The 19,242-nt window shown below is 63.4% G+C and carries 16 protein-coding genes; 7 read left to right on the top strand and 9 right to left on the bottom strand.

Annotation, left to right across the window (positions count from 1 at the left end; translation table 11 throughout):
- Positions 1-8: 8 nt before the first annotated feature.
- From KVQ74_RS00715 to KVQ74_RS00750, 8 genes are read right to left on the bottom strand one after another with little or no spacing between them, the layout of a single operon-like run.
- Positions 9-1,139, bottom strand: coding sequence for a glycosyltransferase family 4 protein (locus tag KVQ74_RS00715; protein ID WP_217829091.1), 1,131 nt, complete (start codon positions 1,137-1,139; stop codon positions 9-11).
- Positions 1,140-2,270 (bottom strand): glycosyltransferase family 4 protein, encoded by a 1,131-nt coding sequence (locus tag KVQ74_RS00720; protein WP_217829093.1) that lies wholly within the window; start codon positions 2,268-2,270, stop codon positions 1,140-1,142. It lies immediately after the preceding gene.
- Positions 2,254-3,621: a glycosyltransferase family 4 protein gene (locus KVQ74_RS00725; protein WP_217829094.1), complete on the bottom strand. Its 1,368-nt coding sequence runs from the start codon at positions 3,619-3,621 to the stop codon at positions 2,254-2,256. Before KVQ74_RS00725 ends, KVQ74_RS00720 begins: the two co-directional genes overlap by 17 nt.
- On the bottom strand, positions 3,618-4,868 hold the full coding sequence (locus tag KVQ74_RS00730) for an ABC transporter ATP-binding protein (protein ID WP_217829096.1): 1,251 nt from the start codon (positions 4,866-4,868) through the stop codon (positions 3,618-3,620). The genes KVQ74_RS00725 and KVQ74_RS00730 overlap by 4 nt, the downstream gene beginning before the upstream one ends.
- The gene (locus KVQ74_RS00735; protein ID WP_217829097.1) at positions 4,868-5,665 is read right to left on the bottom strand and encodes an ABC transporter permease; all 798 of its coding nucleotides are present in this window, start codon (positions 5,663-5,665) and stop codon (positions 4,868-4,870) included. The genes KVQ74_RS00730 and KVQ74_RS00735 overlap by 1 nt, the downstream gene beginning before the upstream one ends.
- Positions 5,666-7,108, bottom strand: coding sequence for a mannose-1-phosphate guanylyltransferase/mannose-6-phosphate isomerase (locus tag KVQ74_RS00740; RefSeq protein ID WP_217829098.1), 1,443 nt, complete (start codon positions 7,106-7,108; stop codon positions 5,666-5,668).
- Between the two features lie 3 nt (positions 7,109-7,111).
- Complete coding sequence (gmd, locus tag KVQ74_RS00745) at positions 7,112-8,083, bottom strand: GDP-mannose 4,6-dehydratase (RefSeq protein WP_217829099.1); 972 nt, start codon at positions 8,081-8,083, stop codon at positions 7,112-7,114.
- The gene (locus KVQ74_RS00750; RefSeq protein ID WP_217829100.1) at positions 8,080-8,994 is read right to left on the bottom strand and encodes a GDP-mannose 4,6-dehydratase; all 915 of its coding nucleotides are present in this window, start codon (positions 8,992-8,994) and stop codon (positions 8,080-8,082) included. Before KVQ74_RS00750 ends, gmd begins: the two co-directional genes overlap by 4 nt.
- A 426-nt stretch (positions 8,995-9,420) precedes the next feature.
- Here KVQ74_RS00750 and KVQ74_RS00755 point away from each other — a divergent pair, with 426 nt between their 5' ends.
- The 7 genes from KVQ74_RS00755 (at position 9,421) to KVQ74_RS00785 (ending at position 18,546) form a co-directional block, all read left to right on the top strand.
- Positions 9,421-10,980 (top strand): glycosyltransferase family 4 protein, encoded by a 1,560-nt coding sequence (locus KVQ74_RS00755; RefSeq protein WP_225929797.1) that lies wholly within the window; start codon positions 9,421-9,423, stop codon positions 10,978-10,980.
- A complete protein-coding gene (locus tag KVQ74_RS00760) occupies positions 10,974-12,281 on the top strand; it encodes a glycosyltransferase (RefSeq protein WP_217829102.1) in 1,308 nt (435 codons plus the stop codon). Before KVQ74_RS00755 ends, KVQ74_RS00760 begins: the two co-directional genes overlap by 7 nt.
- Entirely contained in the window at positions 12,278-13,162 is an 885-nt protein-coding gene (locus KVQ74_RS00765) for a class I SAM-dependent methyltransferase (RefSeq protein WP_217829103.1), read from the top strand. Before KVQ74_RS00760 ends, KVQ74_RS00765 begins: the two co-directional genes overlap by 4 nt.
- The gene (locus KVQ74_RS00770) at positions 13,159-14,313 is read left to right on the top strand and encodes an acyltransferase family protein (RefSeq protein ID WP_217829105.1); all 1,155 of its coding nucleotides are present in this window, start codon (positions 13,159-13,161) and stop codon (positions 14,311-14,313) included. Before KVQ74_RS00765 ends, KVQ74_RS00770 begins: the two co-directional genes overlap by 4 nt.
- Positions 14,307-15,134, top strand: coding sequence for a class I SAM-dependent methyltransferase (locus tag KVQ74_RS00775; protein WP_217829106.1), 828 nt, complete (start codon positions 14,307-14,309; stop codon positions 15,132-15,134). The genes KVQ74_RS00770 and KVQ74_RS00775 overlap by 7 nt, the downstream gene beginning before the upstream one ends.
- Positions 15,135-15,221: 87 nt before the next feature.
- The gene (locus KVQ74_RS00780; protein WP_217829107.1) at positions 15,222-16,424 is read left to right on the top strand and encodes a DUF3142 domain-containing protein; all 1,203 of its coding nucleotides are present in this window, start codon (positions 15,222-15,224) and stop codon (positions 16,422-16,424) included.
- Complete coding sequence (locus tag KVQ74_RS00785; protein ID WP_217829108.1) at positions 16,411-18,546, top strand: hypothetical protein; 2,136 nt, start codon at positions 16,411-16,413, stop codon at positions 18,544-18,546. The genes KVQ74_RS00780 and KVQ74_RS00785 overlap by 14 nt, the downstream gene beginning before the upstream one ends.
- Here the strand turns inward: KVQ74_RS00785 and KVQ74_RS00790 are convergent.
- Positions 18,543-19,172 carry a LysE family translocator gene (locus tag KVQ74_RS00790; RefSeq protein WP_217829110.1) on the bottom strand — a complete coding sequence of 210 codons (630 nt, stop codon included), beginning with the start codon at positions 19,170-19,172 and terminating at the stop codon, positions 18,543-18,545. The two genes, KVQ74_RS00785 and KVQ74_RS00790, sit on opposite strands and share 4 nt — an antisense overlap.
- Positions 19,173-19,242: the final 70 nt, after the last annotated feature.

A 19,242-nucleotide genomic window follows, 5' to 3' on the forward strand; every position in this document is an offset into this window, starting at 1 on the left:
ATTTTTGCTCAGGCGTAGGACAACGCCTTCTCCTCCAGCAGATCCTGATACAGCTCCGTCCACTTGCGGCCCATTTCATCGGCTGTGAATAACTGCCGATAACGCGCCTCTGCCTTCACGCCCATTTCCGCAGCCCGAGTCGGGTTTTCCCACAAGGTACGCATCGCCTCGCGAAACGCCTGTGGATGACTTGGCGGCACCACCAGCCCCGTTTCATTGTGGATATTGATGTAGCTGGTGCCGGTGCCGATTTCGCTGGAGATCATCGGTTTGCCGTACATCGCGCCTTCGAGCAGCGAGATGCCGAACGCCTCGGAGCGCAGGTGCGAGGGGAACACGATGGCGTAGCTCAATTGCAGCAGCGCCACTTTGTCTTCGTCGCCCAGGCGCCCGAGGAAGTGGATATTGCGCAGGCCCAGCGTAGCGGCCTGGGCGTGCAGTTCCTGCTCCAGCGGGCCGGCGCCGACGATGACCACCGGGTAATCCACATCCTTCAGCGCTTCGAGCAGGATGTGCAGGCCCTTGTAGTAACGCATCACGCCGACAAACAGGAAGAACTTATCCCCAAGCTGCTGGCGCCAGCGGTTCATGCGCTCGGCATCGGGCTGTGGATAACCTGCCTTGTTCAGACCGTAAGGGATGACCCGAGTCTTGTCCTGGAACTGCTGCAGCACATCGCTGGTGTGCAGGTAGTTGGGGGACGCCGCGACGATCCGGTCGGCGCTGGCAAGAAAGCGGTTCATCAGCGGCCGATAGAGTTTGAGTAAATGCTTCTGGCGAATGATGTCCGAGTGGTAGGTCACCACGCTGGGTTTGTCGGTCGCGCTGGCGAAGTGAACCAGATCCATGAACGGCCAAGGAAAGTGGTAGTTGACCACATCGGCCTCGGCGGCCATTTCGCGAAACTGTTTGAACACGCTCCAGGAAAAACCGGTGGAGGCGAACTGGATATCCAGTTTGGCCCGATGCACTTGGTGCTGCCCGAGTTGCACCACCGCCGGTTCCGGATTGGCGCTGAGGGTCAGCACCTGGCCGTCGATACCGTGTCGGGCGCCGCTTTCGCACAACTGGAAGATCACTTGTTCGATGCCGCCGACCGAGTCAGGCAGGTACGTCTTGAAGAAATGTAGAACTCGCATTCAACCTCCCATGGCCTGGCGGTAGGCCTGGGCCGTGGCCCGTGCGCAACGCTTCCAGGAAAAAAGCCGTGCCTGCTGCAATCCGGCTTCGCGGCATGCCTGCCAATGCGCTTGATCGTCGATCAGCCGGCTCATCACTGTGCGCAAGCCGTCTGCATCGTCAGCTTCAATATAGTTGCCGGCGGCGCCCGCCACCTCCGGCATCGCCGAAGAACGGGTGAGTGCGACCGGCGTGCCGCTGGCCATGGCTTCCAGGACCGGCAGGCCGAAACCTTCATACAACGACGGAAAAATCAGCGCCCGGGCACCGGCCAGCAGTTGCGCCACCTGTTCATCGGGCAAGTAGCCGAGCAGGCAGACGTGGCCGGAAGCCAGCGCCTGACGCAACTCATCATTGAACTGCTCGCGTTGCCAGCCCGCCATGCCGACGATCAGCAGCGGGAAGCGCTGGCGCACGACGTCCGGCAACAAGGCGTGGGCGCGCAGGGCGAGGTTCAGGTTCTTGCGCGGTTCGAGGGTGCCGACACACAGAAAGTATTCCCGAAAGCTCACAGCGTGAGCCTTGAGCACCGCATCGATGGCTTCCGGTGGCCGTGGATGAAAGCGCTCGGCCACGCCCAGTGGCGCGACCACAAAACGCTCGGCGGGCAGTCCGAAATAATCCCGCGCCTCGTCAGCGATGGCTTGCGAGTCGGTAAGAATCAGTCGCGCTTGCTGTACGCCGGCAGCCAGTCGCCGCTCGATTTCCCGCAGTCGCGCCGCTGGCTGGGTCTGCGGGAAGTGCAGGTGCGTCAGGTCGTGCAGGGTGATCACGGTCGGGCCGTCGAAGGCCAGCGGCCACAGGCTCGGCTCGTGGTACAGATCGATGTGTTGCGCGCGGCCCTGATCGAAGCGTTTCTGTTCCAGCCAGCGCCGGGCCTGATAGGCGCCGGGGATCTGTCGCAACAGCGGGGTCAGGCGCGAATAACCGGGCATCGCGGCGTCCGGCAACGCCGAACTCCAGCCCCAGCCGTGGAACAGCGCCAGGTCGATGTCGGTTTCGGCGCGCAGGGCGGTCACCAGTTCGGCGACATACTGGCCGATGCCGGTGCGCGGTGCCTGGAGGATCCGTGCGTTAAGGGCAATGCGCATGCGGCCTCGTTTGCGCCGTCGGCGCCTCCAGCACATTGCGCGCGGTTCGTTCGGCCAGTTGCGCACTGGCTTCGCGCCAGCCGATCCAGCGCCAGTCGGCCACGTCGCGGGCGGCGGGGAACTGGCCGCTGCGTTCGAAGGCGTGCAGCAGATCGGCGAGGCTTTGCGGGTCCTGCAAATCGAAGTAGGCCATGAATTCGCCGCCGATCTCGCGGAACACGGCGATGTCGCTGCCCATCGCCGGCAGGCCGCGCTGCATGGCTTCCACCAGCGGCAGGCCGAAACCTTCGACGAACGACGGAAACACCAGCGCACTGGCGTGGGCGTAGGCATGTTCGAGACTGGTGTCGCTGAGGTCGTTGAACATGAACAGGCGGCGGTTCAGTTCGGGATGGTTGCGCACCCGGTCGAGCAGGGCGTCGCACTTCCAGCCGATGCGGCCGGCGATGCACAGCCGTGCCCTGGAGCCGTTGGCCCAGGCGCGTTCAAAAGCGTCCAGCAGGTACGCATGATTCTTGCGCGGCTCGATGGTGCTGACCATCAGGAACACCGGTTCCGGCGTGCCGAACAGGCGCTCAAGCGCTGGCTCGACCGCCGCCTCGGCGTTGTGCAGATCCAGCTCCGAGCCGAGGTGGAAGTAATCGAACCAGCGTTGCTCGACCTGCGCCAGGCCGATTCGCCGCTGCAATTCTTCGCGCAACTGATCGCGTACCGTGGCGGAAATCGCCATGAAACCATCGGCGGTGCGGCTGAGCCAGTCGAACCATTCGCTGAAAACCTGCACCAGCCGTGTGTCGTAAAACTGCGGGTGGGACAGCGGAATCAGGTCGTAGATCACTGCGACGATGCCTACGCCGTCGCGTTTGAGGCGTTCGGCCTGCACGAAAAAGTCCGAGTGCCAGGACGAATCCAGCAGTACCAGTTGATCGCCGCTCTGGTGTTGCAGCGGTGCGCAGCGCTTGGGCAGTTGATGGCGGTTGATCCGCTCGATCAGGCGCAGCGGCACCCCGAATACGCCGAAGGACGTCAGGCGATAGCCGACGTACAACAGACGTCGCGCGGTTTTGCTTTTCAGGCGGCTGTCGCGGCGCTGATACCCTTGCCAGAAGCGATGGGCCAGGCGTTCCAGGCGCTCGCCGAATGTGACGACGGCGTTGAACAGCGGCGAATCCAGCGGTGCCAGGCGCGTCACGCGGTACAGCGTGCCCTTGAGCAGGACCACCGGCAGGCATTCGACCCCTTCGGCGCTCGGCGGCAATTGGTTGATGACGTTGCGCACCACGCGCTGGATCCCCGAGTTGACCTTCGGGTGCTTGAACACGTGGGTGCATTCGACCAGGAGGCGGGTCATGGCGCGCGCTCCACGAGGTTTTCCGCGTGACGGGTGATCGATGTTTTTGCCCCCAGCCACGAGTACCCGACGAAATCTTCCTGGCGGTTGTTGATGATGTGGAACACCAGCCCGTAATCGCGCCATTCGAAGTTGCGGTCCAGGTGCGAGTCCAGCCGCGACAGGCTCAGCGCCACGGAGTAATTGCCCTTGCCCAGCCCCATGATGAACGCGAAACGGTACGTGATGCGTTCGCCTGCATGCAGGTCTTCCAGGGCCTGGTTCTGCCGGTGCGTGTTGATGCCGTACATGGCCTGGCCGAGGCGGTCCTTGATCATGAAACCGAGCACCAGCCGTTCGATGTCCTGGCGGATTTCGACCTGCACTTCCAGCACCACTGGCTGACCGACCTCGGCCGCCTCGATGGAGCGCTCGCGTTCATCCAGCAGACGCACACTGAGAATGCCCGCCTCGCCGGTGCCGGATACGGTTTGCACCTGGCCGCCGGCGAGGGTTTCCTGGCGTACGGTCTGGCCTTCGCGTTCGGCGAGCAGGGCGTTGTAGTAATCCATGACCGCTTCGGGCTTGTCGTGCATGGCCATGCGGCCACCCTCAAGGAGGATCGCCGAATCGCAGATCGACTGAATTGCCGAGCGATCATGGGAAACGATCAGCAGGGTGGTGCCGGCCTTGCGGAAGCTGCGGATGCGATCGAAGCTCTTGTGCTGGAAGTAGGCGTCGCCCACCGACAGGGCTTCGTCGACGATCAGGATGTCCGGGCGGCGCGCGGTGGCGACGCTGAACGCCAGGCGCATCTGCATGCCGCTGGAGTAGGTACGCACCGGATGATCGATGGCCTCGCCGATTTCCGCGAAACGTTCGATGTCAGGCATCAGCGCTTCGATCTCTTCGACCTGCATGCCCAGCAGTTGCCCGGCCATCACTGCGTTCTGCCGGCCGGTGAAATCCGGGTGAAAGCCCATGCCCAGCTCCAGCAGCGCGGCGACCCGGCCTTCCAGTTGAATCCGCCCGCAGGTCGGCTGGGTGGTGCCGGTGATCATCTTCAGCAGGGTGCTCTTGCCGGCGCCGTTGACGCCGACGATGCCCACCGCTTCACCCGGGGCGATTTCGAAGTTCACGTCCTGCAAGACCCAATGCTGGCGATGGCGCATCGGTGAAAACGGAATCAGCCATTCGGCCAGGCGACTCCAGCGGGTGGGGTATTGCTTGTAGGCCTTGCCCAGGTCAGTGACACGTATGTGGCCCATCAGAGTTCATCCACCATTTCGCCGACCCGTCGACGGAACACGCGCAGGCCGATCACGCAGAACAGCACGCCGATCACCAGGGTCGGCAACAGCGAATTCCACACCGGCCACTGGCCGTAGAGAAACAGGTTCTGGTAGCTGCCGATCAGGTTGGTCAGCGGATTGAGTTGCAGCAGGCGCTGCACCCACTCGGGCAGGATGCTCAACGGGTAAACGATCGGCGTCAGCCAGAACCAGAATTGCAGGCAGATGGCGAAAAACTGCCCGACATCGCGGAAAAACACATTGAGCACACCGAGGATCATTCCCAGTCCCGCACAGAACAGCACCTGCAACGCCAGCAGCGGCAGCATCGCCAGCAACGCCATGCCCGGCCAGCGCCCGGTAATCAGCAGAAAGCCGAGAAACAGGCCGATGATGATCGCGAAGTTGATCCCGGCATTGAGCAGCACGATCACCGGCAGGCAGATACGCGGGAAGCTGATTTTCTTCAGCAGGTTGGCGTTTTCCAGAAACATGTTCTGGCTGCGCAGGGTGATTTCCGAGAACAGGCCCCAGGTCAGCAGGCCCGCGCACAGGTAGACGCTGTAGGCCATGCCGTCGTCCACTCCGGGTAAACGGGCACGCATGATGTGGGAAAAGATCACCGTGTACACGACGATCATCGACAGCGGATTGAGTACCGTCCACAGCGCGCCGAACAGCGAATTGCGATACCGCGCTTGAAACTCTCGCTTGACGCTACCGAGGATGAAGCCACGGTAGCTGCGCAGCGAGCGGTACAGGGAAAGCAGCATTCAAACCGTCCTGCCGTATTGATCTTCGAAGCGGACGATATCGTCCTCTCCCAGGTATTCGCCGCTTTGCACCTCGATGATCACCAGATCGATCACGCCGGGGTTTTCCAGGCGATGCTTGTGCCCGGCGGCAATGAACGTCGATTCGTTCTTCGCCACCAGCGTCGTGCCGGTGCCATTGTTGGTGACCTTGGCCATGCCTTCGACCACCACCCAGTGTTCGTTGCGGTGATGGTGCATTTGCAGGGACAGCTTGCCACCGGGCTTGACCACGATGCGCTTGATCTTGAAGCGCGGGCCTTCCTCGAGCACGGTGTAGGTGCCCCACGGACGGCTGACCGTGCGATGCAGGCGATAGGCTTCGTGAGATTTGTCCTTGAGCTGCTTGGCCACCCGCCGCACGTCCTGCGCACGGTCGGCGTGGGCCACGAGCACGGCATCGGCGGTGTCGATCACGATCAGGTCTTCCACACCCACCGCCGCCACCAGCCGGCCTTCGCTCTGGACGAAGTTGTTCTTGCTGTCGATGAAGATCGCTTCACCGCTGGCGCGGTTATGGTCGGCGTCGGCCGGCACCAGCGCCGCGACTGCGCCCCATGAACCGATGTCACTCCAGTCGAAACCGGCGGGCACCACGACGACTTTGTCCGAGCGCTCCATCAAGGCGTAGTCGATGGAAATGTCGGTGATTTCGGCGAACAGCGCCGGCGAGAGTTCCTGTTGCAGGTAGCCGGTGGTTTCCAGCGGTTCGCTGGCGGCCATGCAGGCGCGGGTCTGTTCCAGCAATTCCGGGGCGTGCAGTTGCAGTTCGCCGAGCAGCGTCGCGATGGAGAAGCAGAACATGCCCGAGTTCCACAGGAAATTGCCGCTTTCCAGGTAATGGGTGGCGGTCTGCAGGTCGGGCTTTTCCACGAAGCGCTGCACTTTCGCGGCGCCTCTGGCGTCCAGCGGCGCGCCGGTCTCGATGTAGCCGAAGCCGGTTTCCGGAGCGCTCGGCACGACGCCGAAGGTCACCAGGTAACCGTCCTTCGCCAGATTCACCGCGTGTTCGACCGCGCTTTTGAGCGCGTCTTCGTTGACGATCAAATGGTCGGCGGGCATCACCACCATGATCGCTTCATCGCCGTGCAGGGCTTGCAGCGCCAGGGCCGCCGCCGCAATGGCCGGGGCGGTGTTGCGTCCGCTCGGCTCCAGCAGGAAGTGCCCGCGATGGCGGGACACCCGCGCGGCCTGATAGTGATCCTTGCTCTGGAAGTAGTATTCGCGATTGGTCACCGTGACGATATCGCCCCAGCCGTCCAGCAGCCCGGCCGCGCGCCGATACGTCTTGCCCAGCAGCGACTGGCCGTCGGGCAGGGTCATGAACGGTTTGGGGTGGCCTTCGCGCGACACCGGCCACAAACGGGTCCCGGCACCGCCGGAGAGAATCACGGGGATCAGCATGGCCTACTCCTTGGCAACGCGTTTCATGTCCGCATCCATCATCATGCGGATCAAGGTATCCAGGTCGGTTTTCGGCTTCCAGCCCAGCACGCGCTGAGCCTTGGCCGGATTGCCGAGCAGCACTTCGACTTCCGCCGGGCGGAAGAAGGCCGGGTCGATCTTCACGTAGTCGCGGTAGTTCAGGCCGACGTGATCGAACGCGATGCGGCACATCTCGCGCACGGTGGTGGTGACGCCGGTGGCGACCACGAAATCATCGGGCTTGTCCTGTTGCAGCATCAGCCACATCGCTTCGACGTAGTCGCCGGCAAAACCCCAGTCACGCTTGGCGTCGATGTTGCCCAGGGCCAGTTCCTGCTGTTTGCCCTGCTTGATGCGGGCGGCGGCGTCGGTGACCTTGCGGGTGACGAACTCGATGCCGCGCAGCGGGGACTCATGGTTGAACAGGATGCCGCTGCTGGCGTGCAGGTTGAAACTTTCGCGGTAGTTGACGGTGATCCAGTGGCCGTACAGTTTCGCCACGCCGTAAGGGCTGCGCGGGTAGAACGGGGTGTTCTCGTCCTGCTGCTCGGCCTGGATCAGGCCGAACATTTCGCTGGTCGACGCCTGATAGAAACGCGTGTGCGGGCTGAACTGGCGGATCGCTTCGAGCAGGTGGGTCACGCCCAGGCCATCGACGATGCCGGTGGTCACCGGTTGATTCCATGACGCCGCGACAAAACTTTGCGCCGCGAGGTTGTAGACCTCGTCCGGGGCCGACTGGATGACGGCACGCTGCACCGAGCAGGCATCGGCCATGTCGCCGTCGAGGTAAACGATATCGGCTTCGACGCCCATCTCGCGCAGGCGCCAGCGTGAGTCGCTGCTGCGCCGTGCCACCAGTCCATGAACCTTGTAGCCCTTGTCCAGCAGCAGTCTGGCCAGATAAGCGCCGTCCTGGCCGGTAATCCCTGTGATCAATGCACTTTTTGTCATTCTTGTCGTACTCGCTTCTCCCAGTCGGACAGGATCGCCCGCAGGGATTGTTGTATAGAGATTTCAGGCGTCCATCCTGTGGTCCGGGTCAGCCGTTGGTGGCTGCCGCAAACGCGACGCTGATCGGCGCGCCGCAGCCGCGCCGGATCCTGAACCAGTTGCATGTCGATTTCAGCCAGGTCGCCCATTTGCGCGATCAGGCTGCGAATACTCTGTTCCTGCCCGGAGCAGACGTTGTAGACCTGACCCGGCGTACCTTTTTCCAGCAGCGCGAAGTACGCCGAAATGACGTCGTCGACATCGAGGAAGTCCCTCGTGACATCGATGTCGCCGACCTCCAGTTGCGGCGCTTGCAGGCCCTGGCGGATGCGCATGATCTGCCGTGCGGCACTGGCGATGACGAAGCTGTCTTTCTGTCCGGGGCCGATGTGATTGAACGGACGCGCCACCAGCACCGGCCAGCCTTCGCTCAAGCCCCATTGCAGGCTGAGGAATTCCGCCGACAGTTTGCTCACCGCATAAGGATTGCGCGGGCATGGCGGTTGTTGTTCGGTGATTGGCAGGGCGGCCTCGGCGACCTGGCCGTAGACGTCGCCGGAGCTGACGTACAGGAACGTGCCCTTGAAGCCACGGGCCTTGAGGGCCTGCAACAGGTTGAGGGTGCCGAGCAGATTGATGTCGAGGGTGCGCGCGGGATCGCGAAAGGCTTCGGGAACGAACGTCTGGCCGGCCAGATGAATCACTGCGTCCGGCAATTGCGGCCACAGTTCGCCCAGGCTGTCCGGGTTTGTCAGGTCATAGGGCGCAGCGGCAGGCAGCAGCTCCCACGACGAGTCGGCTGATACCAGACGCGACTGGATATGTTGTCCCACGAATCCGGTAAGACCCGTGATGAACAGACGCTTTTTCAAACAGCGGCCCCTTGGTCTTGAACTTGCGCCATTTCCCACAGGCTCTATGGGTATGTCTGTCAGACCGGTGGCAGAACCGGCGTCGGAACAGGCGAAGTCATCGTTTGTAGTTATTTGGTTGCCAATCTGTGCCAATTGCGCGGCAATTTCAACCGGGCAAATCGTGACCGGTCAGTTCTCGTCATCCTAGCCTGATTTATTCTCGCCGGGCGGTTCACGAATCCGCGATGGATGTGTTTAGAATGCCCCTCGTCGCGATCCTCTCAGGCTTGTCCGGATGACCGCGCGACAGGGTGAAACCGACCACTAAAACAAGAACGAAGACGTGCGTGAGGACGCAGGACGAGAAGCGGCGCTGCCGATCCGATCCGACGCCCGCCGTCATGACGTGAGATTGCCGGGATGGCGGTCTCGCCGTGGAATGCCATGAATTTCATTCTCTACTCGGACGTCAACGACAGCTCCATCAGCCAGAGTCTCGGGCGTCCCGAATACAGTTACTACTTCGTGCTCAAGGCCTATCGCCCGGTGCTCGAAAGCCTCGGGCGGGTGCATGTGGTGACCTCTGTCGACGAGGTCGATCCGCTCTATCGGCAACTGCTCGCTGGCGGTGAAGCCAGTGTGTTCCTGTCGTTCACCCCGCCGCAGAATACCCCGACCGGTCTTGAGTGCCCGACCCTCTGCGTGGTCGCCTGGGAGTTCGATTCGATCCCCGACGAAACCTGGGACAACGACCCGCGCCAGGACTGGACGCAGATGCTCGCTCGCCAAGGGCGGGTGATTACGCTGTCGAGCCATACCGCGCGAGCGATTCGCCGGGCCATGGGTGAAGACTTTCCGGTGCTGGTGCTGCCGACGCCGCTGTGGGAAAACTTCGCGGCCATCCGCGAGCAGCATGACAGTGCGCCGATCAATCCCGGCGCGACCCTGGCGATCAAGGGCTGCATTTTCGACAGCCGCACGCTGAATCTTTGTGCCGATGACCTGCTGCCCAAGCCGCTGACCGCCGAGCAACTGGCGGAAATCGAAGCGCTGCGGCCACCGCCACTGACCCTCAAGCGACGCTTGGTCATCGCTCGTCATTACCTGCATTTGTGGCGCCGGAACGCGGCCGGTCAGGACGGCGAGCCACGGGTCATGTTCCTGCACCACTGGTACTGGGAAGGGCTGCGCGATCTGTTCTCGGACAAGGCCCACGCCTGGCTCGAACGCCGCCTGCCGAGCATCGCCGCGCCGCATGCGGTGCCCGTGGCCGAGCCGCCACCGCTGGAACTGCCGGACACCTCCGGTGTGGTTGAAACCAGCGTCGATGGCGTGGTTTACGTCACTGTGTTCAACCCGAAAGACGGCCGCAAGAACTGGCATCAATTGATCACCGCGTTCTGCTGGGCGTTTCGCGAAACGCCGGACGCGACCCTGGTGTTGAAGATCACCCAAAGCGATCTGGCGTCCTATTACAGCGAGCTGATGACCCTGCTCGCGCAGTTGTCGCCGTTCGCCTGCCGGGTGCTGGTGATGCACGGTTACCTGGACGACGCGCAATATGCCCGGCTCTACGAGGCCGCGAGTTTTTACGTCAATGCCTCGCGTTGCGAAGGCCTGTGCCTGCCGCTGATGGAGTTCATGTCCAGCGGCAAACCGGTGATCGCTCCGGATCACACGGCCATGGAAGACTACATCGACGACTCGGTGGCTTTCGTCGTCAAGGCCAGCGAAGAGCTGACGATCTGGCCCCAGGACACCCGCATCATCTATCGGACCCTGCGCTACCGACCGGACTGGGGCTCGCTCAAGAGCGCCTACGAAAACAGTTACCGGATGGCCAGGACGCAGCCGCAGGACTACCGGCGCATGTCCGCCGCCGCCGTCGAGCGCATGCACGCCTACTGCGCGTTCGCCCCGGTGCAGCAGCGCATGGCGGATTTCTTCGCGCTGACACCTCGGGCCACCGATGCCACGCCTGTGACGGATAACGCCTCATGCTGATCATCATTCATTCGGAAACCAACCAGCACACCATCGCGCAGAACCTGGGCCGCTCGGAGTACAGCTATTACTTCGTGCTCAAGGAATACCGGCCGGTGCTCGAACGTCTCGGGCGAGTGATCGAAGTCACCGACCCGGCGCGTGAGGTCGATGCGCTGTACCTGGATTGTCTGGCCCGTGGCGAACCCTGCGTGTTCCTGTCGTTTTCGCCGCCCCATCGCACGCCGATCCACTTGGCCTGCCCGACGCTGCCGGTGTTCGCCTGGGAGTTCAGCACCATTCCCGACGAGCCGTTCGACGGCGAGCCGCGCAATGACTGGCGCACGGTGTTGCGGGCCTGCGGAGCGGCGATCACCCACTCCAGCTACACGGTCAACGCGGTGCGCGAAGCCATGGGCGCCGATTACCCGATCGTCGCGGTGCCGGCGCCGGTGTGGGATCGCTTTGCCGCGCGCGGCGCGCAGTTGCAGGGCCAACCCGCGCCGACGGAACCGTTGATGCTGAAGATCAAGGGGCTGGTGGCCGACAGTCGCCAACTCAATCTCGACGCCTTCGGCCCGAAGCATCTGCGCCGTGGACAGGGCATCGATTTCACCGCTCCGGTCAGCGAGCAGACCTTGCTGCTGGACGGCGTGGTCTACACCTCGGTGTTCAATCCCGGTGACGGGCGCAAGAACTGGGAGGACATGCTCAGCGCGTTCTGCGTGAGTTTCCGCGAGGTCGAAGACGCGACCCTGGTGCTCAAGCTGACCCATCACGATGCCGAAGAAGCGCTCGGCGACATTCTTCATCATTTGTACAAAAACCAGCCTTATCGCTGCCGCATCGTGCTGATTTACGGCTATCTTGCGGACGCGGACTACGAACGTCTGGTGCAGGCCACTCGTTATGTGGTGAACACGTCCTACGGCGAAGGCCAGTGCCTGCCGCTGATGGAGTTCATGTCCTGTGGCAAACCAGCGGTGGCGCCGCGCACCACGGCGATGATCGATTACCTCGACGCCGGGAATGCGTTCGTGATCGAGTCCACCGATGAACTCACCGCCTGGCCCCACGATCCGCGCAAGGCGTTCCGCACCCTGCGTTACGTGACCAATTGGGCGTCGTTGTGCGAGGCCTATCGCGCCAGTTATGAGGTCGCGACCCGCCAGCCGCTGCGTTACGCGCAAATGTCGGCGCAAGCGGTCCTGAGCCTGCAAGGGTTTTGCAGTCAGGCCGTGGCCGAGCAGCGCTTGCAGAGCTTTCTTGCGCAACTGTTCGAGCACCGCGCGATGTTGGCCGAGGAAGCCCCCGGCCCATGATCCGCGCATTGATCCGACGTTTTCTGCCCGCCGCGCCAGCGCCGGCGGTTGCCACTCCGGCGCCGGACGTGCCGAGGGTTTCGCCTCGGGATGTCGGCCTGTGCGATGCCGTCCTCGATGGCTGGTTCAGTGGTGACACCGGCGAGATGCTCAAGGGCTTTGCCATCGGTGTCGACGATACCGTTCTCGATGTCGGCTGCGGCGAAGGCGTGGCGACGCTGTTCGCGGTGCGCCAGGGTGCAGCGGTGATCTTTACCGACAGCGAACACGACAAGGTGCGTGACCTCGCCCGCCAGGTCGAGGCGCAATCGCGACGGGCGAATCTGGGCCTGGTCAGCAACAGCCTGCCGTTGCCGCTGGCCGATGGCTGCGCCAGCAAAGTGGTGTGCATGGAGGTCCTCGAACACATCGACGAGCCTGAGCCGTTCATGGCCGAGCTGGTGCGCATGGGTCGTCCCGGCGCGCAATACCTGCTGAGCGTCCCGGCCCCGGTGGGCGAGCATTTGCAGCAGGGCATCGCGCCGGCCAGCTACTACCGGTCGCCCAATCATGTGCAGATTTTTACCCCGGAGCGTTTTGCCGCGCTGGTCGAGGAGGCCGGTCTGGTGATCGAGCATCGTCAGGCCACGGGCTTTTTCTGGGTGATGGGCATGATCTTTTTCTGGGCCAGCGAACGTGCCGCCGGGCGTGATCTGGAAGGCGCGGTGCGCGACCGGATCCAGCCGCCGTATCCGCCGCTGATGGAGAGTTGGGCGCGCACCTGGCAAGACCTGCTCGCGCACCCTGACGGTCTGGCAATCAAGCAGGTGCTCGACCGCTTCATGCCCAAGAGCCAGGTGATCATTGCCCGCAAGCCTCTCGATGCAGGGAACGCCTCATGAGCGGCAAACGGATCATGGACATCGAGGTGCTGCGCGCAATCGCGGTACTCGGGGTTCTGTTTCATCACTTGCAGGGCAGTCTGTTCACCGATCCGGTGCCGCTGCTGGAAAACATCCATGCCTGGGCGCAGCCATGGTGGGGCGTCGATCTGTTTTTTGCGATCTCGGGATTCGTGATCGCCCGCAGCCTGATCCCGGCATTGCACGGCTGCAGCACGCGCCGGGAATACTGGGAGCAGACGCGCAATTTCTGGCTGCGGCGGGTGTTCCGGCTGTTGCCGTCGGCGTGGTTGTGGCTGGCGCTGATGCTGCTGGCGTGTGTGTTTCTCAACCGTTCCGGGGCGTTCGGTACGCTGTCGGCGAATATCCAGGCGACCCTGGCGGGTGTGTTGCAGTACGCCAATTTCCGCTTTGCCGACAGCTTCTTCCATTACGAGTACGGCAGCAGTTTCGTGTACTGGAGTCTGTCGCTGGAGGAGCAGTTCTACCTGCTGTTCCCGTTGCTGATTCTGGTGTGCCGCAAGCATCTGGTGTGGGCGCTGCTGGCGCTCGTTGCGGTGCAGCTGTTCACCCTGCGCACGCCGCTCCTGATGGTGGTTCGCACCGACGCGCTGGCCCTTGGCATCCTGCTGGCGATGTGGAGCGCCCAGCCATCTTACAAGCGCTGGGAGCCGACCTTTCTGCGTCGCCCGTGGGCCGGGTTGTCCGCACTGATCGGCATCGGTCTGCTGTTGAGCTTCATGGCGACTGACCGGTTCACCTTCAGCAGTTACCGCATTGGCGCCATCGCCGTGCTTGGCGCGATGCTGGTGTGGATCGCCTCCTACAACCGCGATTACCTGTTGCCGGCCGGTGCCGTGCAGCGGCTGATGGCGTGGATCGGCAGCCGCTCCTACGGCATCTACCTGATTCATATCCCGGCCTATCAACTGGTGCGTGAACTGATCTTTCGTTTGCAGACTGCCGGTCTGCCCAGTCCCGCCGGACATCCGGTCGTCACCCTGCTGATCGCGGGCGGGTTGATCGTGCTGCTCAGCGAACTCAATTACCGCCTGATCGAAATGCCGATGCGCAACCGTGGCGCTGCCTTGGTCAAACGCCTCGGAACGTCGCGTACCGCCGTCCCATCCTCTGGAGCCACCTCATGCTGAGCCTTTTGAAGAAACTCACGGCGGCGACGCCTGCGCCAGTCCCCGAGCAACCTGCCGCGCCGGTCGCCGACAAGGTAGATCCGTACATGCTCGGCCTGTACGACGCGACGCTCAGCGGCTGGTTCAACAAGGAAACCGGTGAGCTGTTCACAGGCTTCCCGGTGACGGCGGATGACATCCTGATCGATGTCGGCTGCGGCGATGGCGGCAACGTGCAGTTCTGCGGCAATCGCGGGGCGCGGATCATCATCGCCGACATCGACGAAGCCAAGGTCGAGGCCACCCGCCAGCGCCTGGCCGATACCCCGGCGCGCAGCGTCGAATGCCATGTCACCGACTGCAATCCACTGCCGATCGCCGACGGCACCGCGACTCGCGTGGTGTCCACGGAAGTCATCGAGCACGTCGAGGACCCGGCGCAGTTCCTCTCTGAACTGGTGCGTGTCGGCCAGTCGGGGGCGCTGTATCTGCTGAGCGTGCCGCACCCGAGCTCCGAAGATCTGCAAAAGGGCATCGCGTCCCCGGACTATTTCGAGAAGCCGAATCACATTCGCATCATCAGTGAAGAGCAGTTCAAGGCGATGGTCAGCGAGGCCGGCCTGGAGATCATCAGCCATAGCCAGTACGGCTTTTACTGGTCGATGTGGATGCTGCTGTTCTGGGAAGCCAAGGTCGATTTCAGCAATCCCGATCATCCGCTGCTCCATCACTGGGCCAGCACCTGGCAAGCCGTGCTCGACTCGCCACGCGGCGCGCAGATCAAAGAAGCCCTGGACGGCGTCGTGGCGAAAAGTCAGGTGATCATCGCGCGCAAACCGTAGCCCCGCCGCAAGCCTTCGTGGGCGAGGTCACTCCCACGGGTTTTGTGTACCCTTGCAGCCTTGTGTTGTCAGGGATGCGCGAAAGGTATGCGGTTTATCGTGGGTCTGCCGGTGTTGCTGGCTTCTTTGCTGTGGCTGTCCGCCTGCGAGCAGCAGGAGGCCCCTCGTCTGGATCAACAACTCTACGTCTGGCAACGCCAGTGGACGCCGGCCCATGAGCCGGCGCTCAGGGACAGCCGCGCCGATTTCTCGACCCTGCGGGTGCTGGCGCTGCAAGCGTTTCCGCAGGCAGGCTGGAGTCGGGCGCGGATCGATCCGCCATTGCTCAAGAGCGACGGCCGGCCGCTGATTGCGGTGATACGCCTCGACGGTCAGCTCAAGACGCTGGATCAGGATCAGGATCAGGTCAGCGGGCAGATCCTTCAGTTGATCGCCGACTGGCAAGGACGGGGCCTGACGCTGGCCGGGGTCGAGATCGACCACGATGCCGGCAACGCGCGTCTGCCGGATTACGCCGCATTCCTCACGCATTTGCGCTCGGCCTTGCCGGCGACGTTGCCGCTGAGCATCACCGCGCTCCCGGCATGGCTCGACAGCCCGCAACTGCCGGCGTTGCTGGCGACGGTCGACAGCAGCGTGTTGCAGGTGCATGCGGTCAGCGATCCGCGTCGTGGTTTGTTCGATCCGCAGCAGGCGCAACGCTGGGCCAAGGCCTGGGGCCGGATCAGCGAAAAACCGTTCTACCTGGCGCTGCCGGCCTACGGTGTGGCGCTGTTGCCCGACGCGGGCGGGGCGCCGCTGGTGGAAAGTGAAGTCACGCTGGAGCGCGGCGGGCAGCGACGGGAACTGTTGGCCGATCCGCAGCAACTGAGCCGCCTCGCCCAAGAGCTGCGCGACGATCGCCCAGCGCACCTGGCCGGGCTGATCTGGTTCCGCTTGCCGCTGGCCAACGACCGCCGGGCCTGGAGCCTGACCACATTACGCGCGGTGGCGCGCGGCGATGCGCTGAGCGGCCCGTTGACCGTGGCGTTCAGCGAGCACGAGGGTTTGCACGACATTCGCCTGGAAAATCCCGGCAACCTCGATCAACCCTGGCCGGCGCGCGTGACGCTCAAGGCGCGAAGCTGTGACGGTGCCGACGCGCTCGCCGGTTATTCGTTGCAACAAAGTCCGGATCTGCTTACCTTCACCCGCCTGCGCGACGGTCGATTGCCGGCGGGCGGGCAGCGCGCCATCGGTTGGGCGCGTTGCGCAAATATTGATCAAGGAGGTTCGCATGTTGACCCGTAACTGGCCCCGCCACCTGCTCTGCCTGAGCCTCAGCCTGCCGCTGGGTTCGGCGTTGGCCTGCGGCCCGGACTTCCCGATGCGCCTGCTCGACGATCGCGGGCAATCGTTGGCGGAGATGCCTGAGGGCAACTTCAACTTCGAGATCAATCGCCTCGGCAAAACCATTGCCGGGCTGAAGAATGTCACGGCGGTCACCTACAACCCGGATGATTATTCCGCCGATTCGAGTGAGCCCAACGCAGCGCGGGACAAGGCCGAGCAGGTGGGGCTGAGCGCGGAACAGCAGGCGCAGGTCAAGCAATTGCGCAGCCTGACCGATGCCCGTCAGGTCGAGTTGCAAGGCGCGAGCCTGGCGCCGGAGCTGCGCCTGTATGTGGCGGGCGCCGTGGCGTTCGGTGCTGGCGATCATCAACTGGCCGCCGACTATTTCCGCCAGGTGCTGGCGCTGCCGGCGGACCAGCGTCCGCTGCGCAGCACCTGGGCCGCGTACTCGCTGGGCCGTGCATTGTTTGCCATGACCGAAGAGGCGGGCGATGCACTCACCCGACTGGAAGACGCCCGCGATGCGTTTCGCCAGGCGCGGCAACTGAGCATCGACGGTTTCAGTGATCCACTGGAGCTGGGCGTTGCCAGCCTTGGTGAAGAGGCGCGAGTGCTGCGCAAGGCGGGCGACTGGAACAGCGCCATCGAACTCTACGCGACGCAAAATCTGCACGGTTCGAATGTCGGCTACACCTCGCTGAAGTTGCTGATGAACGACCTCGCCGAGCAGCCTGAAGATCAGTTGGTGAAGTTGCTGCGCGGCACAGCGGTGCAGCAATTGGTCACGGCATCCCTTATCAGTCGACTTGGCTGGTCTTTTGGCGACGAGCCGCCGAACGAGAAAAAACTGATCAAGCTGTTGCAGGACAGCACCCGCGGCAGCCTCGACAACGCCGATCGTCTGGCCGCGATGAATTACCAACAGGGCGACTACGCCAGCGCCAAGGCGTTCCTCGAACACGCTGGCGACAGCGGCCTGGCCTGGTGGCTGCGGGCCAAACTGGCGGTGCGCGATGGTGATAAGAACGCTGCCGCTGCGGCCTATGCCAAAGCGGCACAGGCCTTCCCGCAGGGCGAGTCCTGGGGTGAGCGGCGTACGCCGGACTGGAATTATGAGACGTTGCAGCCCAAGTGCCGGGTCGAGGGTGAGAGCGCGATTCTGGCGCTGCAACGTGGCGAGTACGTGCAGGCTTTCGATCAGTTGTATCGCAGCCAACGCATTTATTGGTACGACGCGGCGACGGTGGCCGAGCGGGTGCTGACGGTCGAGGAGCTCAAGCAATACGTCGATACCAACGTGCCGGCGCCGGCTGCGCTGAGCCAGCAGGATCGCGACAACTACGTGCCGCTGCCGGTGGCCGCGAGCCTGCGCAATCTGCTTGGGCGTCGATTGTTGCGTGAAGGGCACTATGAACAGGCGGTCGGCTATTTCGACAGCGACGATTTGAAGCACAAGGCCCGACTCTACGGCGAACAACGAATGAAGGCCGACGCCGCCTGGTGGCCGACCCGGCGCGCCAGTGCGTTGTACAACGCGGCGTGGACGGCGCGGGAGTGGGGCATGGACATCCTCGGTTACGAGATGGCCCCGGATTACGCCACGTTCGGCGGCAACTACAGCCTGGAAAACACTGAGCTGAAGGTCGGGCCGCTGGTGGCCGAGGCTGAGGTGCAGCGCCAGAAAGCCAGTGAGGCGCAGCCGGATCAGCGCTATCACTACCGGTTCGTCGCCACGGCGCTGGCCGGTCGTGCCGCCGACAATCTGCCGCACACCAGCCAGGCGTTTGCCGCCGTGTTGTGCTCGGCGGCGGGCTGGAACAGCAGCCTGGAGGAGCAGAGTGCGCTGTATCAGCGCTATGTGAATGAAGGCCCGTACGTGCCGTGGGCCGTGGACTTCGGTCACCAGTGCCCGTATCCAGACTTCGAGAATGCCGACAAGCGCTACGTCACGCAGGTGACCGATTCCGTGCGTTCGGCATTGCGGCCGTACAAATGGCCGGTGCAGATCGGGGCGCTTGTGGTGTTCGTCGCCGCTGCGTTGCTGATGATCCGCCGCCAGCGCAAGGCCCGCAAAAGCTAAGCCTGCTGGATAAACGTCAGGCGCACCGCAAAACCGATCAACAGGCTGCCGAACAACCATTGCTGGACTCGCTGGGCCGTTGGACTGTGTTGCAGCCAGCGGCCCAGCGCGGCGCCCGTCAGGGCATAGGCACTGTCGAACAGCAGACCGACGCCCACCAGGATCACGCCCAGCACGGCGAACTGGCTCAGCACCGGCGCGCCGTCGGCGACGATGAACTGCGGCAGCAGCACCGAGCAGAACAACAACGCCTTGGGGTTGAGCAGGTTGGTCAGCAGGCCCCGGCGGATCGCCTCGCGCCACTGTGCACGGGCGTCGGGCACGCTGCTGGCGCGCAGGTCCGGCAACAAGGTGCTGCGCAGACATTGAATGCCGATCCACAACAGATAAGCCGCCCCGGCCAGGCGCACCACGTCGAATGTCCACGGTGCCGCCTTGAACAGAGCCGCCAGCCCCAACGCCGCCAAAGCCACATGACAACCCCGTGCGACTGCCAAACCCACTGCCGTGGCGAGCGCTGCGCCGCGCCCTTGGCGGGCGCCGGTCTGTAACAACAGGATCATGTCGGGTCCGGGCAACAGATAGACCACCGCCAATGCCAGGAAAAACAGCCAGAGACTTGCCACGTTGCCACCCCTTTCGTTGTCGATTCGGTGACATCAGTCTATGGCCGGGGGGCAGGGCAGGTGCTTGCGT

Origin of the sequence: Pseudomonas botevensis (genome assembly GCF_019145475.1) — a bacterium.
GTDB classification, from domain to species: domain Bacteria; phylum Pseudomonadota; class Gammaproteobacteria; order Pseudomonadales; family Pseudomonadaceae; genus Aquipseudomonas; species Aquipseudomonas botevensis.

Bases quoted from the DNA above. Each gene is read 5' to 3' on its own strand.
- KVQ74_RS00715 (WP_217829091.1), bottom strand. From the start codon at position 1,139: ATGCGAGTTCTACATTTCTTCAAGACGTACCTGCCTGACTCGGTCGGC.
- gmd (WP_217829099.1), bottom strand. From the start codon at position 8,083: ATGACAAAAAGTGCATTGATCACAGGGATTACCGGCCAGGACGGCGCT.
- KVQ74_RS00725 (WP_217829094.1), bottom strand. From the start codon at position 3,621: ATGACCCGCCTCCTGGTCGAATGCACCCACGTGTTCAAGCACCCGAAG.
- KVQ74_RS00730 (WP_217829096.1), bottom strand. From the start codon at position 4,868: ATGGGCCACATACGTGTCACTGACCTGGGCAAGGCCTACAAGCAATAC.
- KVQ74_RS00775 (WP_217829106.1), top strand. From the start codon at position 14,307: ATGCTGAGCCTTTTGAAGAAACTCACGGCGGCGACGCCTGCGCCAGTC.
- KVQ74_RS00780 (WP_217829107.1), top strand. From the start codon at position 15,222: ATGCGGTTTATCGTGGGTCTGCCGGTGTTGCTGGCTTCTTTGCTGTGG.
- KVQ74_RS00770 (WP_217829105.1), top strand. From the start codon at position 13,159: ATGAGCGGCAAACGGATCATGGACATCGAGGTGCTGCGCGCAATCGCG.
- KVQ74_RS00720 (WP_217829093.1), bottom strand. From the start codon at position 2,270: ATGCGCATTGCCCTTAACGCACGGATCCTCCAGGCACCGCGCACCGGC.
- KVQ74_RS00740 (WP_217829098.1), bottom strand. From the start codon at position 7,108: ATGCTGATCCCCGTGATTCTCTCCGGCGGTGCCGGGACCCGTTTGTGG.
- KVQ74_RS00765 (WP_217829103.1), top strand. From the start codon at position 12,278: ATGATCCGCGCATTGATCCGACGTTTTCTGCCCGCCGCGCCAGCGCCG.
- KVQ74_RS00755 (WP_225929797.1), top strand. From the start codon at position 9,421: ATGAATTTCATTCTCTACTCGGACGTCAACGACAGCTCCATCAGCCAG.
- KVQ74_RS00785 (WP_217829108.1), top strand. From the start codon at position 16,411: ATGTTGACCCGTAACTGGCCCCGCCACCTGCTCTGCCTGAGCCTCAGC.
- KVQ74_RS00735 (WP_217829097.1), bottom strand. From the start codon at position 5,665: ATGCTGCTTTCCCTGTACCGCTCGCTGCGCAGCTACCGTGGCTTCATC.
- KVQ74_RS00760 (WP_217829102.1), top strand. From the start codon at position 10,974: ATGCTGATCATCATTCATTCGGAAACCAACCAGCACACCATCGCGCAG.